13 protein-coding genes are annotated in these 15,091 nt (G+C 67.9%); 9 read left to right on the top strand and 4 right to left on the bottom strand.

All coding sequences use genetic code 11. The annotated features are described in order from the left end of the window. Positions 1-44: 44 nt before the first annotated feature. Positions 45-1,133 carry a mechanosensitive ion channel family protein gene (locus E4191_RS17825; protein ID WP_139615797.1) on the top strand — a complete coding sequence of 363 codons (1,089 nt, stop codon included), beginning with the start codon at positions 45-47 and terminating at the stop codon, positions 1,131-1,133. Between the two features lie 104 nt (positions 1,134-1,237). Here the strand turns inward: E4191_RS17825 and E4191_RS17820 are convergent, their stop codons facing one another. Continuing rightward, a complete protein-coding gene (locus tag E4191_RS17820; protein ID WP_139615796.1) occupies positions 1,238-2,641 on the bottom strand; it encodes a ferredoxin reductase family protein in 1,404 nt (467 codons plus the stop codon). Between the two features lie 107 nt (positions 2,642-2,748). Here E4191_RS17820 and E4191_RS17815 point away from each other — a divergent pair, with 107 nt between their 5' ends. From E4191_RS17815 to E4191_RS17785, 7 genes are all read left to right on the top strand, one after another. Further along, positions 2,749-3,408, top strand: coding sequence for an HAD family hydrolase (locus E4191_RS17815; protein WP_135816864.1), 660 nt, complete (start codon positions 2,749-2,751; stop codon positions 3,406-3,408). Beyond that, positions 3,405-4,361 carry a sugar-binding transcriptional regulator gene (locus E4191_RS17810; RefSeq protein ID WP_135816865.1) on the top strand — a complete coding sequence of 319 codons (957 nt, stop codon included), beginning with the start codon at positions 3,405-3,407 and terminating at the stop codon, positions 4,359-4,361. Before E4191_RS17815 ends, E4191_RS17810 begins: the two co-directional genes overlap by 4 nt. Positions 4,362-4,494: 133 nt before the next feature. After that, positions 4,495-5,820, top strand: a complete 1,326-nt coding sequence (locus tag E4191_RS17805) for an ABC transporter substrate-binding protein (protein ID WP_135816866.1) — start codon at positions 4,495-4,497, stop codon at positions 5,818-5,820. Between the two features lie 87 nt (positions 5,821-5,907). Then, on the top strand, positions 5,908-6,777 hold the full coding sequence (locus tag E4191_RS17800) for a carbohydrate ABC transporter permease (RefSeq protein ID WP_135816867.1): 870 nt from the start codon (positions 5,908-5,910) through the stop codon (positions 6,775-6,777). Between the two features lie 9 nt (positions 6,778-6,786). Continuing rightward, on the top strand, positions 6,787-7,611 hold the full coding sequence (locus E4191_RS17795) for a carbohydrate ABC transporter permease (RefSeq protein WP_139615795.1): 825 nt from the start codon (positions 6,787-6,789) through the stop codon (positions 7,609-7,611). Positions 7,612-7,621: 10 nt separating this feature from the next. Beyond that, a complete protein-coding gene (locus tag E4191_RS17790; protein ID WP_139615794.1) occupies positions 7,622-8,635 on the top strand; it encodes an ABC transporter ATP-binding protein in 1,014 nt (337 codons plus the stop codon). Between the two features lie 90 nt (positions 8,636-8,725). Continuing rightward, positions 8,726-10,192, top strand: a complete 1,467-nt coding sequence (locus E4191_RS17785) for a mannitol dehydrogenase family protein (protein WP_139615922.1) — start codon at positions 8,726-8,728, stop codon at positions 10,190-10,192. Positions 10,193-10,313: 121 nt separating this feature from the next. Here E4191_RS17785 and repC read toward each other — a convergent pair whose 3' ends face one another. The 3 genes from repC to repA form a co-directional block, all read right to left on the bottom strand. Continuing rightward, a complete protein-coding gene (gene repC, locus E4191_RS17780; protein ID WP_139615793.1) occupies positions 10,314-11,480 on the bottom strand; it encodes a plasmid replication protein RepC in 1,167 nt (388 codons plus the stop codon). 173 nt (positions 11,481-11,653) lie between these two features. Then, positions 11,654-12,574 carry a plasmid partitioning protein RepB gene (gene repB / locus E4191_RS17775; protein WP_139615792.1) on the bottom strand — a complete coding sequence of 307 codons (921 nt, stop codon included), beginning with the start codon at positions 12,572-12,574 and terminating at the stop codon, positions 11,654-11,656. Further along, complete coding sequence (repA, locus tag E4191_RS17770; protein WP_135816872.1) at positions 12,574-13,758, bottom strand: plasmid partitioning protein RepA; 1,185 nt, start codon at positions 13,756-13,758, stop codon at positions 12,574-12,576. Before repA ends, repB begins: the two co-directional genes overlap by 1 nt. 219 nt (positions 13,759-13,977) lie before the next feature. On the opposite strand from repA, the gene E4191_RS17765 reads away from it, so the two are divergent. Next, on the top strand, positions 13,978-15,057 hold the full coding sequence (locus E4191_RS17765) for a Fic family protein (RefSeq protein ID WP_139615791.1): 1,080 nt from the start codon (positions 13,978-13,980) through the stop codon (positions 15,055-15,057). The last annotated feature ends 34 nt before the right edge of the window (positions 15,058-15,091 follow it).

Raw genomic sequence — 15,091 nt, 5'->3', positions numbered from 1 at the left:
GCGCGACACGCGCCCCCGAGGATCCCAAGACGCACGAGGATTGCATGGACCGCTGGACTGAAACCGCGCTGATCTTTCTGGTGGCCCTGGGCCTGTCATGGCTGGGCTGGCTGGTGATCCAGCGCGTCGTGCTGCGCCTGATCTCAAGGCGCAGCGATTTCTGGGGGCCGCTTCTGGCGCGCACCCGCATGGCGGTGCAGCTAGCGCTGATCATCGTCGGCCTGTCGCTGGCCGCCCGCATCGCCCCCCTGACGGTCGATCAGACCGCGACCCTGCGCCATGTGCTGCTGCTGTCCTTCATCGCCTGCCTGACGATGGTGGCGCGGGCGGCGCTGCAAATCTGGGTGGCGCTGCACCTGCGCCGCTTCCGCATGGATGTCGAGGACAACCTGCTGGCGCGCAAGCATGTCACGCAGTCGCGCATCCTGCAGCAGGTGGGCTCGATGCTGATCCTGGCGGTGGGCATCAGCGCCATACTGATGACCATCGACGGGGTGCGGCAATACGGGGTCAGCCTCTTGGCCTCGGCCGGCGCCGCGGGCCTGGTCGTGGGTCTGGCGCTGCAGCCGGTGCTGCGGAACCTGTTTGCGGGGATCCAGCTGGCCATCACCCAGCCCATCCGCATCGACGACGCGGTGATCGTCGATGGCGAGTGGGGCAATGTCGAGGAGATCGGCGGCACCTATGTCGTCATCCGCATCTGGGACAAGCGCCGCCTGATCGTGCCGTTGAGCTATTTCATGGAACAGCCCTTCCAGAACTGGACCCGCTCGGATGCGACGCTGATCGGGGTGGTGATGCTGTATGTGGACTATGCCGTCAGCATCCCCGACCTGCGGGCCGAGGCCGAGCGGATCGTGCGCGCCTCGGCGCTGTGGGACAAGGACGTCTTCGCGCTGCAGGTCACCGATTTCCGCGAAAGCGTGACCGAGGTGCGGATCCTGGCCAGCGCGCGCAATGCGGGCCGCGCCTTCGATCTGCGCTGCGAGATCCGCGAGCATCTGCTGGCCTATCTGCAGCACGACCAGCCGGGCGCCCTGCCCCGCCGCCGGCTGGAGGTCGAGGCCTCGCCAGACGCGAAGCAGGCCGACGCAAAACTGGCCGACAAGGGCATCCTGCAGATGCCGGGCTGAGGGGGTCAGGCCGAGGGCAGGGCCAGCGCGAAGGCCAAGGCCAGCCCGAAGGCCAAGGCCACCATCGCGGCGGCAAGAACGCGGGCAAGGATCGGGCGCATCTGTCAGACCATCTCGAAGATTTCGCTGTCGATGCGGCGGCGTGGCACGCCCATCTGCAGCAGGGCGGTGCGGACGGCGTCCAGCATCGGCGGGGGCCCGCACAGCATGTGCGGCCAGTCGCGGCTTTCGGGGGGCAGCAGATCGGCCAGGGCCGCGGCATCGATCATGCCGTCGCGCGTCACGTGATCCTCGGGCGGCCAGTCGCCGCCATCGGGCGGGGTCTTGATCACATGGGTCACGCGCAGGTCGATGTCCTGCGCGATCCGGGCCAGCTGGTCGCGGAAGGCGATCTGGTCCCAATCGTCGTTGGCATAAAGCAGGATCACCGGGCGCGGGTCGCGGCGTTCCTGCAGCGCATGCAGGTTGGCGATGACCGGCGTCACCCCGACCCCGCCCGCGATCATCACGAAGCCGCCCGCATCGGCCTCGCGGTCGACCGAGAAGGTGCCATAGGGGCCGTCGACCCAGGCCCGCGCGCCGACCGGCGTCTGCGACAGACGCTTGCTGTCATCGCCCAGGGGCTTGATGGAAAAGCGCACATGGTTGCCCTTGTCGGGCGCGGTCGAGATGGTGAAGGGGTGTTCGCGCAGCGCGAAGGGGCTGTTGCCAATGGCCAGCCACGCGAACTGCCCCGGGCGCCAGCCGCGCAGCGGCTTGCCCTCGGGGGCCAGGACCAGCGTATGGACGCCGTCGCCCTCGTCGCGGTTCTCGGTCACGCGCCAAGGGTTGCGCGATTGCTGCCACGGGCGCAGCAGGCGTGTCCAGAGGAGCAGCCCCAGCCACGCCAGCGTCGCCGCCAGCCACAGCCCGCGCGTGCCGTCCTGGCCGGTGAAATGCCCCGCGCCCAGCACATGCCAGATCGCCATGCCGAAGCCGGTGATCGCCAGCGCGACATGCAGGTACCGCCACCACAGATAGTCCAGCTTCAGCCGCTTGCGGAACTCGGAACTGACGACCAGCGCCAGGAAGCAGCCCATCGCCACGCGCCCGGCGGTCATATGCAGTTCCGCCTGCAGCGGGTTCAGCACGCCCAGATCGTCCTTGTGCCAGATGTAGAGCATGCCGAAATGCCCCAGCATCAGCGCCACCAGCCCCCAGGACAGGAAGCGGTGGAACACCACCACGATGTCGGCGCCGAAAGGATGCAACAGCGGCTTCAGCCGTCCGGTCAGCGCGAACTGCATCCCCGCCAGCGACAGGGTGGCAAAGCCCAGGCCCAGGGACAGGTCGCGCGTCAGACCCCGCGCGGCGGGCGGGTCGCCCATCAGGATGACGATGAAGGGCAGCGCCAGCAGCCCCGCCGCCAGTGCCAGCCACGCCCCGGCGCGCAGCCAGACGGCGCGGTCGTGATCCTCGGGGCGGACATGGCGGGCGGGATGGGTCCCGGCGGGGTCGGTTGTGCTCATGCCCGTCAACCCGGCCGGGGCGGGGCGGTTCCGTGGCGGCGATGCTGGGCTATTTCCCACGGGCGCAAATGCGACTAAGGCTGCGGCAACCGACAGGAGGCGGCGCGATGCGGGTGGATCTGATCATCTTCGACTGCGACGGCGTGATCGCCGACAGCGAGATCCTGTCGGCCGAGGTGCTGATCGACCAGCTGGCGGGTCTGGGCATCGCGCTGACGCTGGACGACGTGCGCCGCGATTTCCTGGGCCGCAGCTTTCCGACCGTCGCCGCCCATATCCGCGACCGGCTGGCCCGGGTGCTGCCCGAGGATTTCGAGGCCCGCTATCGCGCGCGGCTGCTGGACCGCTTTGCCACCGACCTGGCGCCCACGCTTGGCATCGTCGAGCTGCTGGCGGCGCTGGACCGGCCGGTCTGCGTGGCCACCTCCTCCAGCCCGCCGCGGGTGGCGCGGACCCTGGAGGTGCTGGGGCTTTCCACGCGGTTCGGCCCGCATGTCTTCACCGCCAGCCAGGTGGCGCAGGGCAAGCCCGCCCCCGACCTGTTCCTGTTCGCGGCCGCCCAAATGGGCGCGGAGCCCTCCCATGCGCTGGTGATCGAGGACAGCGCCCCGGGCCTCGCCGCGGCCCGCGCCGCCGGGATGCGGGTGCTGCATTATGCGGGCGGGGCGCATCTGGCGGGCCAGCCCGCGCCCGAAGGGCATGACAGCTTCGCCGACTGGCGCGATTTTCCCGCCCTGCTGGCCCGGATCGAGGGCGTGCCGGGATGAGCGCCGACCGCTTCACCCCGGAGACCACGCGCCTGGACGACGCCGCCCGCGCGGGGTGGCTGTATTACGTGGCGGGCAACACGCAGGACCAGATCGCCCGCAAGCTGGGCGTCAGCCGCCAGTCCGCGCAGCGGCTGGTGGCGATGGCGCTGTCGGAACGGCTGGTCAAGGTGCGGCTGGACCATCCGATCGGGCGCTGCATGGACCTGGCCGCGGCGCTGGCCGACCGCTACGGGCTGACGCTGGCCGAAGTCGCGCCCTCGGACCCCGAGGCACCGGACCTGCTGGCGGGCATCGCCATCGCCGCCGCCGCCCATCTGGAGCGCGTGCTGAAATCGCCCGAACGGCGCATCGTCAGCCTGGGCACCGGGCGCAACCTGCGCGCCATGGTGGAACAGCTGCCCCGCATGTCCTGCCCGCAGCATGTCGTCGTCTCGCGCCTTGGCAACATGATGGAGGACGGCTCGGCCACGCCCTACAACGCCACCATCCGGCTGGCCGAGCGCATCGGCGCGCCGCATTTCCCCTATCCGCTGCCGGTGCTGGCCCGCGATCCGGCGGAACTGGCGGCGATGCAGGCCCAGCAGGCGGCGCGCAACACCATTGACCTGTGCGCGCGGGCCGACCTGTCGCTGGTGGGCATCGGGCAGATGGACATGACCGCGCCCCTGCATGTGGACGGGTTCCTCTCTGCCGTCGAGATGGCCGAGTTGGCGCGCGCGGGTGCTGTCGGAGAGATCACCAGCTGGGTCTATGACGCCCAAGGCCGGATCATCGACTGCGCCTTCAACCGGCGCGTGGCCTCGGCCCCCCTGCCCTGCCGGCCCGCCCGCGACGTGATCGCCGTCGCCTCGGGCCAGTCCAAGCTGCCGGCGATTCGCGCGGCACTGGTCGGACGGCTGATCACCGGGCTGATCACCTCGGAAGCGACCGCGGAACGGCTGCTGGCCTGACTTTGTCCATGGTTTAGAACGGCTTGGGGTCTCGCCGCAGCGCGGCGGGGAATGACCGTTGACAGATTCGTGTCGATTGGTGAGAATATGCCCATCGGAAGGGCAAATGCTCAACCGCCAAGGGAGGACTACCATGACCACGACATTCCGCGCCCTTCTGGGCGCCACGGCCCTGTGCGCCGCAGGCAGCGTCGCCGCCGCGCAGGATCCCGTCACCCTGACCATCGCCACCGTGAACAATGGCGACATGATCCGCATGCAGCAGATGACCGGCGCCTTCACCGAGGCGAACCCGAACATCACGCTGGAATGGGTGACGCTGGAAGAGAACGTGCTGCGCGAGCGCGTGACGACCGACATCGCCACCAATGGCGGGCAGTACGACGTGCTGACCATCGGCACCTACGAGGTGCCGATCTGGGCCGCGCAGGAATGGCTGACGCCGCTGTCCGACCTGCCCGAGGATTACGACGTGGACGATCTGGTCCCCGCCGTGCGCGATGCGCTGTCGGTCGACGACACGCTCTATGCCGCGCCCTTCTATGCCGAATCCGCCATGGTGATGTACCGCACCGACCTGGCCGAGGCCGCGGGCGTGACCATCTCGGACAACCCGACCTGGACCGAGATCACCGCAGCGGCCGAGGCGATGACCGACCGCGACGCCGAGATCTATGGCATCTGCCTGCGCGGCAAGCCTGGCTGGGGCGAGAACATGGCCTTCCTGACTGCCATGTCCAACAGCTATGGCGCGCGCTGGTTCGACACCGAATGGACCCCGCAGTTCGACAGCCCGGAATGGCAGGCGACGCTGACCGACTATCTGACGCTGATGAACGAATACGGCCCTCCGGGCGCGTCGTCGAACGGCTTCAACGAGAACCTGTCGCTGTTCCAGCAGGGCAAGTGCGGCATGTGGATCGACGCCACCGTCGCCGCCAGCTTCGTGACCGACCCCGAGGATTCGACCGTCGCCGACAGCGTGGGATTTGCGCAGTTCCCCAACAAGGACGGCGTCGACAACCACGGCAACTGGCTGTGGGCGTGGAATTTGGCCATCCCGGCCTCCAGCCAGAAGCAGGACGCGGCCAAGGCCTTCGTCGCGTGGGCGACCAGCAAGGAATACACCGACATGGTGGCCGAGGCCGAGGGCTGGCGCGCCGCCCCTCCGGGCACGCGGACCTCGCTCTATGAGAACCCCGCCTACCAGGAAGCCGCGCCCTTTGCCGCGATGACGCTGGAATCGATCAACGCGGCCGAGACGCAGAAGGCCTCCGTGCAGGACATCCCCTACACGGGCGGTCAGTTCGTCGCGATCCCGGAGTTCCAAGGGATCGGCACGCAGGTCGGACAGACCTTCTCGGCCGCGCTCGCCGGCCAGATGTCGGCGGAGGACGCGCTGGCCGCGGCCCAGTCCACGACCGCCCGCGAGATGGCCCGCGCCGGCTATCCGAAGTAAGCGATCCCACCCAACCTAGCGCCCGCCCCCCGCCTGACGGGGCGGCGCCCCCCCTGCCCCACCCATGCGCCCCGGAGGACGCCCGCCATGGCCACCCGCCAGACCCAGAGTCTTGCGCGCCTGATGCGCGCGCCTGCGATCATCCTGCTGCTGATCTGGATGGTCGTCCCCTTGGCAATGACGCTGTATTATTCGTTCCTGAACTACAATCTGCTGAACCCGGCGGTGACCAGCTGGGCCGGATGGTTCAACTATCAGTATTTCGTCACAGACCCGGCCTTCATGGCCGCGATCGTCAACACGCTGGTCCTGGTGCTGGGCGTGCTGGCCATCACCGTGATCGGCGGCATCGCCATCGCACTGCTGATCGACAAGCCGATCTGGGGCCAGGGGATCGTGCGGATCCTGATCATCTCGCCGTTCTTCGTGATGCCGCCGGTGGCCGCGCTGATCTGGAAGAACATGATCATGCACCCCTCCTATGGGGTCTTCGCCGACATCGCGCGCTTCCTGGGCCTGCAGCCGGTGGACTGGTTCGCGCAATATCCGTTGACCTCGATCGTCATCATCGTGGCCTGGCAATGGCTGCCCTTTGCGACGCTGATCCTGCTGACCGCCCTGCAATCGCTGGACGGCGAGCAGATGGAGGCCGCCGAGATGGACGGCGCGGGCTCGGTCAGCCGCTTCATCCACCTGACCCTGCCGCACATGGCCCGCGCGATCACCGTGGTCATCCTGATCCAGACGATCTTCCTGCTGGGCATCTATGCCGAGATCCTGGTGACCACCAATGGCGGCCCCGGCAATGCCAGCACGAACCTGACCTATCTGATCTATCGCGCCGCACGCCTGAACTTCGACATCGGGGGTGCTGCCGCAGGCGGCATCATCGCGGTCATCCTGGCCAACCTGGTCGCCATCTTCCTGATGCGCGCCGTCGGCAAGAACCTGGACTGAGGGGATATCATGGCACGCGCAAGCAGCACTCGCAGCAAGATCGGCTATACCATCGCCGCATGGGCCGTGGCCCTGACGCTGTTCTTTCCGATCCTCTACACGATCATCACCAGCCTGAAGACGGAACAGGAGGCGATCTCGGGCTTCAGCCTGATCCCGTCCTTCACGCTGTCCAGCTTCGAGGCGGTGCAGACTCAGAACGACTACTGGAAGCCCTTCACCAATTCGGTGATCCTGGCGGTCGGGTCCACCATCCTAGCGCTGATCGTGGCGATCCCGGCGGCTTGGGCGATGGCCTTCTCGCCCACCAAGCACACCAAGAACATCCTGATGTGGATGCTGTCCACCAAGATGATGCCCGCCGTCGCGGTGCTGGTGCCGATCTATCTGATCTTCCTGCGCACCGGGCTGATGGACACGCGGATCGGCCTGACTGTCATGCTGATGCTGATCAACCTGCCGATCGTGGTCTGGATGCTGTACACCTATTTCCGCGAGATTCCCGGAGAGATCCTGGAGGCCGCGCGGATGGACGGCGCCGGCCTGCGCGAAGAGATCCTGTACGTGCTGACGCCGATGGCCATTCCAGGCATCGCCTCGACCATGCTTCTGAACGTCATCCTGGCGTGGAACGAAGCCTTCTGGACCATCCAGCTGACCACCACCAACGCGGCCCCGCTGTCGGCCTTCATCGCATCCTTCAGCAGCCCGCAGGGCCTGTTCTGGGCCAAGCTGTCGGCAGCCTCGGTCATGGCCATCGCGCCGATCCTGATCATGGGCTGGTTCAGCCAAAAACAACTTGTCCGCGGCCTGACCTTCGGCGCGGTGAAATAAGGGGACGACCATGGGACGCATCACCCTGGAAAACGTGACGAAGCGGTTCGGAGACGTCGAGGTCATCCCGCCCCTGAACCTGGACATCGACGACGGCGAGTTCGTGGTCTTCGTGGGCCCGTCGGGCTGCGGGAAATCTACCCTGCTGCGCCTGATCGCGGGGCTGGAGGATACCAGCGGCGGGCGCATCCTGATCGACGGTCAGGACGCCACCGAGACGCCCCCGGCCAAGCGCGGTCTGGCGATGGTGTTCCAATCCTATGCGCTCTACCCGCATATGTCGGTCCGAAAGAACATCGCCTTCCCGATGCGCATGGCCAGCGTGCCGCAGGACGAACAGGACCGCCGCATCACGGCCGCCGCCAAGGCGCTGAACCTGACCGACTACCTGGACCGCAAGCCCGGCCAGCTGTCGGGCGGGCAGCGCCAGCGCGTGGCCATCGGGCGGGCCATCGTGCGCGAACCCTCGGCCTTCCTCTTCGACGAGCCGCTGTCGAACCTGGATGCCGCCCTGCGCGTCGGCATGCGGCTGGAGATCAGCGAGCTGCACAACCGGTTGAAGACCACGATGGTCTACGTGACCCACGACCAGGTCGAGGCAATGACCATGGCCGACAAGATCGTGGTCCTGCATGCGGGCCGGATCGAGCAGGTCGGCAGCCCGATGGACCTGTACCGCGCACCGAAGAACCTGTTCGTCGCGGGCTTTATCGGCAGCCCCAGGATGAACCTGCTGTCGGGCCCGGTCGCGGCCGACTACGGGGCCGAGACCATCGGCATCCGCCCCGAGCATATCGGCGTCTCGGCCACGACGGGCACCTGGCAGGGCCGCGTGGGCGTCAGCGAGCATCTGGGATCCGACACCTTCTTCTATGTCGAGGACACGGGTTTGGCCGAGACGATCACCGTGCGCGCGGGCGGCGATATCGACCTGCATCACGGCGATACGGTCTTCCTGACCCCCGACCCCGCGCAGATGCACCGTTTTGACGCCGAAGGCGATCGCATCGCCGCGCCGATCTGACGCCCGACCCATCTTAACCCATTGATGCAGAACGTCTTTCCTTGCGCCCCCCGGGGTGCGGGGGATGGCGCCATGATGAAAGGTCCGACCATGGCCATCCGGCTGACCCAAACCGCCCTGCCCCAGCTGCCGCCCCAGGTGACGCGCCCCGGCTATGACCGCGCGGCCCTGCGCCCCGGCATCCTGCATGTGGGTGTCGGCAACTTCCACCGCGCGCATATGGCATGGTTTCTGGACCGGCTGTTCGCGCAGGGCCGCGACCATGACTGGGCGCTGGTCGGCGCCGGGGTGCGCCCGGGCGACGCCGCCATGCGCGACCGGCTGGCCCGGCAGGACTGGCTGACCACGCTGGTCGAGTTGGACCCCTCGGGCCTGTCGGCGCAGGTGCTGGGATCGATGATCGACTTCGTGGAGGTCGACCCCGCCGCGACCATCGCCGCCATGGCCGATCCCGCCATCCGCATCGTCTCGCTGACCATCACCGAGGGCGGGTACTATGTCGACGCCAAGACCGACGGGTTTGATGTGGGCCATCCCGACATGGCCCATGACGCCGCCCACCCCGACGCGCCGCGAAGCGTCTTCGGCATGATCTTGGCCGCCCTGCGCGCCCGCCGCGATGCGGGCCATGCGCCCTTCACCGTGCTGTCCTGCGACAACCTGCCCGAGAACGGCCATGTCTGCGCGCGCACTGTCGTGGGCCTTGCCCGGCAGTCCGAGCCGGCGCTGGCCGACTGGATCGCGGCGACCATCGCCTTCCCCAACTCGATGGTCGATTGCATCACCCCCGCCACCTCGGACCGCGAGCGGGACCTGGTGCGCGACCAGTTCGGGATCGAGGATAACGCCCCGGTCGTCTGCGAGCCTTTCCGCCAATGGGTGCTGGAGGACCATTTCCCGCAAGGCCGCCCTGCCCTGCAGGACGCCGGCGCGCAGTTCGTCGCGGATGTCGGCCGGCACGAGCTGATGAAGCTGCGGATCCTCAACGGCGGCCATGCGGCCATCGCCTATGCCTCGTCGCTGCTGGGCCATCACTTCGTGCATGACGCGATGGCCGACCCGCAGATCCGCGACTGGCTGGTGGCGCTGGAGACGCGCGAGATCATCCCGACCCTGCAGCCGATCGAGGGCGTCAGCTATGACGACTATCTGGCCCTGATCGTCGATCGCTTCTCGAACCCGCGGATCGGTGACACGATCCCCCGGCTGTGCCTGGACGGGTCGAACCGGCAGCCCAAGTTCATACTGCCGACCCTGCGCGACCGCCTGACCGCAGGCGGATCGGTCGAAGGTCTGGCGCTGGAGCTGGCGCTCTGGTGCCGCTATTGCGAGGGTACGGCCGAGGATGGCACGCCCATCGCGCCGAACGACGATGGGCACGCGGTCCTGCAGCGGCATGCGCTGGCGGCCCGGGATCGACCTGCCGCCTTCCTCGACCAACCCGCGATCTTCGGCGACCTGCCGCAGGACGAAGGCTTCGTCCAGGCCTTCACCCAGGCCCTGACGGCGGTGAGGCGCGATGGCGTTCGCGCCACGCTGGTGGCCTATGTCGGCTGACGTCGTCGGTTGACAGCTGTCAACTGCATCAGGCTTTCCGCAACGGCCCGAAGGCATCCGCCCTTCGGGCCGTTCGCATGTCGGGCGGCGGCTTCTGGTCGTCACGGGCAATGTCGTCCTGTCACACAGCATGCCGGTTCTCGGCCCGAATCAGCGCCATCACCATGGGCGCCGCCGAAAACCCGCGATCCTCCGCCTGATCGGTCAACCGCCTCAGATAGGCGCCGGGAGATGCGATGCCTTCACCGCGCTGCAGCAGGCAGGCCAAGGTTACTGCGGCCTGATCCGGACCCATCCGGCTGCAGGCGCGCTGCCAGACGTCCTTGGTGATCCCCATCATCGGGGCCACGAAGGCGGCCAGGCCGATCAGATCCCGCCAGGTCCTGACTGGATCGACCGAATAGCTCGCAATCGCGGGCGCGGCCTTCAGCACGACGTCCAGAGGAATGCTCGGCGTCGATGCCGGGGTTGCCTCATCGCAGTTTTCAGATTCAAGGATATCTTTATTTGATCTCTGTTGGTGCCGCTCATTTTGGACGTCACTGCCGCCCATTTCGACGGTTTCAAGCGTGATGTCGGGTGCCGGGATCAGGGCGATCAGCTCTTCGATCCGCGCGTCCAACACGCTCAGATCCTGGCTCGAGAGCTTGCGGTGCAGTCGCCGCTGCATCTCTGTGCACGCCTGCTGCACATGGCACCACGTCGTCGGACCGGTCCTCACCGCCCAGTCCACAAGCTTAGTCAGGTCGCGCAGCCGCAGAACGACCGTCTCCCGCAGACAGCGCAGGGCATGGTCTGCCTCCCGCGCATCCTCTGCTGCGTGGGCAATGTCGGGTGCACGGACCAGGAGCGGCCGCAGGTCGAAGCCGAAGGCGCGCGTCAGGGTGCCCGAAGGCCCGCGCCGGGCATAGCGCTTTCCGTTGGGGCTGTCGCGGCGCAGGATCAGCCCGGCCCGCACCAGCGCGGCCAGATGCCGGCGCAGGGTGCTTTCGGCCATGCCATGCGCGCGCTGCGCCAGCGAGGCGTTGGACGGAAAGACAACCAGCATCGCGCCATCCACCAGCTGCGGGGCAGGGTGGAAGGACAGCAGCGCCGACAGCACGACCAGATCGCGGTCGCTGATCCCAAAGGCGGCACGCGCCGTGGTCAGGTCCCGCAGCAGCGCCCATTTGTCGACGCTGGCCTGCGGGGCAGGGGCCTCGGCCAAGGCATGCGTTGCCAGTAGGCCAGCGACGACCGGTTGCCGCCCGAAGGGCGTCATTGAAATATGCCTCATGATGTCGATCACAGGGTACGAACCATCGTTCGCCCGCAAGGACGGTGTTGACAGCTGTCAACGAAAGCCGCTATCTTCGAGGTGCGAGTTCGAGAAGCGGCCCTTCGGGATGTATGTCCTGGAGGGCTTTTCTTTGTGTTCTGACCCGTCGTGCCTCCTTGCTTGTGTTGCCTGCCGTCTTCCCGTTACCGGTTCTTGTCCGACCAGTCGCGGTGAAGGTCCTTGATGTGATCCAGCAACCAGTCGGCGAAGGCACGGCCCTCCCCGGTCAGCTCGATCACAGCTTTTCCATGAGTTTTCCTGACGTTGCCCAAGGCCGCACCGTCCGCGCCCGTCAGGGTTGCGGGCAGGGCAGGGGGCCGTTTTGGGGTCGAGGGCGAGGCGGCGGCCAACACCGCCAGGAAGCGCGCATCCGAATCGGCGCCTTTTGCGGCGGCGATCAGCTCGGATGCGGGGCGGCCCCGGACCTGATCGGCCAAGGCCAGCCAGCGGTCGCGCCCGGCCGAGGGCGCCGCGCCGATGGCCGTGACCAGCCCCTCCGGCAGCGCCTCGACGATCGACAGCATGCGCGAGATCACCGTCTTGTCGATCGACAGAGCGTCGCAGATGACCTTGCGGTCATAGCCGCCGCGCTGCATCTGGGCGGCGAAATTCGCTTTCTCGATAAAGCTCAGGTCCTTGCGGGCGCTGTTCTCCTGCCCCTGTGCGATGACCAGGTCGTGGTCGTTCAGGTCGCGCACCATCGCCTTGACGGGCAGGCGCAGCTCCTTGAGGGCCTGCACCCGGCGGCGGCCGAAGACGATGTCGAACCGCCCCTCGGCGGTCGGGCTGTGGCGCAGCAGCACGGGCACCTGCTGGCCGTAATCCAGGATCGAGGCCTTCAGCGCGGCGATGCCCTGCGGGTCGCCGTCCAGCCGGTCGGCGAAGCCCGCCATGTCGATCAGCTCGGCCGGCACCTCGATCAGGGCGCGCGACTTCAGGTCGGCGATGGACTGGCTGACCGCGCCGATCGCGCCGCGCTGCGAGCGGGGCAGGGGGGTCGGGGCCGGCTGGTCCTCGGGGGGCTTGCCCGCCATCAGGTCCTTGAGCAGGTCCTTGCGTGCCATCAGCGGTCCTCCCGGCCCCATGCGGCCTGGATCAGGCCCTCGATCTCGCCGTTTACGGCATTCAGGCTTTCCATCGCGCGCTCGTAGGTGCCGCGCGTGAACTGGCTCTTCTCGACCTCGTAGAGGGTCTGCTTGGTGATCCCCGCATCCGAGATGGCGGTGGATTTCAGCACCGGGTGGTTCAGGACATGGTCCCCGAACATCGAGCGCATGAAGCTGACCATCTGGTTCTGCGGCCCGTCGCCGGGCTCGTAGCGGGTGATGACATAGCGCAGCCAGTCATAGTTCATGTTGCCCCCGGCCTCGGCCACCACCCCCAGAAGGTTCGAGGTCATCAGCAGGAACTGGCACATCGACATGACATCCAGCATCTGCGGGTGGACGGTGACCAGAATCGCCGTGGCGGCCGACAGGGCCGACATGGTCAGGAATCCCAGCTGCGGCGGGCAGTCGATCACGACGACATCGTAGTCGTCCTGAACCTCGGCAAGCTTGTCGCCGATCCGGGTGAAGAAAAGGTTACCCGACCGTCCGATGAGCGCGCGCGGCGTGTCGTGCTCGAACTCCATCAGGTCCAGATTCCCGGGGATAAGGTCCAGATTGGTGAAGTAGGTGCGCTGGATCACGTTGCGCAACGGCACCGGATCGTCATAGCGGATCGCGTCATAGAGGGTGCCGCCGTCCAGCAGGTCGAACTCGGGCTGAAAGCCGTGCAGGGCCGACAGGCTGGCCTGCGGGTCCAGGTCGATCCCCAGCACCCGATAGCCGTCCAGGGCCAGCTTCTGCGCCAGATGGGCGGCGGTGGTGGTCTTGCCCGAGCCGCCCTTGAAGTTGATGACCGCGATGACCTGCATGTGGTCGCCCGGGCGGCGGCCGGGCAGATAGGTGCCGGGGCTTTTCGCGCCCTTTTCCAGCATCTCGCGCAGGGCCTGGATGTCGGCGGGCGAATAATAGCGCCGCCCCCCGGCCCGCGTCTCGGGCGAGGGGCCGCGCCCGTCCAGGTTCAGCTTGCGCAGATAGGCGTCCTTGACGCCCAGCAGGTCCGCGACCTCGCCCGAGGTGAACTTGCGCAGCTCGCGCCGGGCATCGGGGGGAAACAGCTGCGCGCGATGGGCTTGCAGCCGCTCGGACAGCCGGGCAGCATGGTCTCCGACCAGCCGGTCGATCCGCTCCTTGGCGTTCATTCTGATCCTGCCTCGACCTGTTACGCTTTGCGGCGTCTTATTCACTTTGTGGCGTAAGTTAAACGCAGCATTCCGATTCCTGCAACAGATTTCAACGGGCTGTGGCCGGATCGCCCCCGGGGCCGAGATCTGGGCCCGGACCCCGGCCTGCGGCGAATATCCGCGTCATTCCCCTCAGATCGGCCTTGTTTCTGAGGGGAATGGCGCGCACATTCCCTCATGCAGATCTGGAACAGCCCCGCCTGGCCGCATTTCCGCCATGACCCGGCCCGGACCGAAGGCCGGCTTGCCGCGTTTTCCACGCGCCTCGGGGCCATGACCGGTCTGCACGAATCGCTCTCGCCCGACGAGCGGCGCGAGGCCTTCCTGCGCGCGGTCACGCATGAGGCGGTGTCGTCCTTCGCCATCGAGGGCGCCAGCCTGCCCGCGGCCGAGGTGCAGGCCTCGGTGGTGGCCTCGCTGGCCCATCGCGGGGCCGAGCCGCGCCGGCGCACGGATGCCATCGCGGATCTGATGCTGGAGGCGCGGGCAGGGCAGGGGTTGCTGGACGCCCCCGTGCTGTGGCACTGGCACCGGCTGCTGTTCCACGGGCTGGAGGTCGAGGACAAGGGCCGCTGGCGCAGCTTTCCCATGGTCATCACCCGCAGCGCCACGGCCGGCCGGGACGAGGTGCTGTACAGCGCGCCGCCGCCCGACCTGGTGCCCGCGATGATGCAGACGTTCCTGACCGCGCTGGAACACGACCCCCGCCCGGTGCCGATCCGCGCGGCGCTGGCGCATCTGTGGTTCGAATCCATCCACCCCTTCTCGGACGGCAACGGGCGGCTTGGCCGGGCGCTGGTCGAGCATGTCTTCGCCCGGGACGCCGCGCTGCCCTTCTCGCTGTCGCGCCAGATCGAGGCGGACAAGCGCGGCTACTATGCCGCCCTGCAGGAGGGGCGGCGGATCGCGGGCGACCATCTGGACGCCACGCCCTTCGTGCTGTGGTTCCTGGACCGGCTGATTGCGGGGGTGGACGACGCGGTGGCGGATGCCCGTTTCCTGGTCGCGCGCAACGCCTATCTGGCCCGCCACGCCCTGCCGCCCCGCGCGGCCAAGGTGCTGCGGCGGCTGTTCGCGGAAGGCCCGGGCCGCGTCGCGCAGGGCCTGTCGGCGGCGCCCTATGCACGCATCGCGGGCGTCTCGGCCGCGACCGCCACCCGCGATCTGGCCGAGATGGAGGCCTTGGGCGCGCTCTGCCGCGGCACCGAGGGGGGTCGGTCGACGCGCTATCTGCTGGTGCTGTCGACCGACCCCTGACACCCCCGCTGGCATCGCGGGCCCGACAGGGCTA

Source organism: Paracoccus liaowanqingii, assembly GCF_004683865.2.
Classification (GTDB): domain Bacteria; phylum Pseudomonadota; class Alphaproteobacteria; order Rhodobacterales; family Rhodobacteraceae; genus Paracoccus; species Paracoccus liaowanqingii.
Note: the sequence above shows the minus strand (reverse complement) of the source record. Positions and strands in the feature narration are given on the sequence as shown.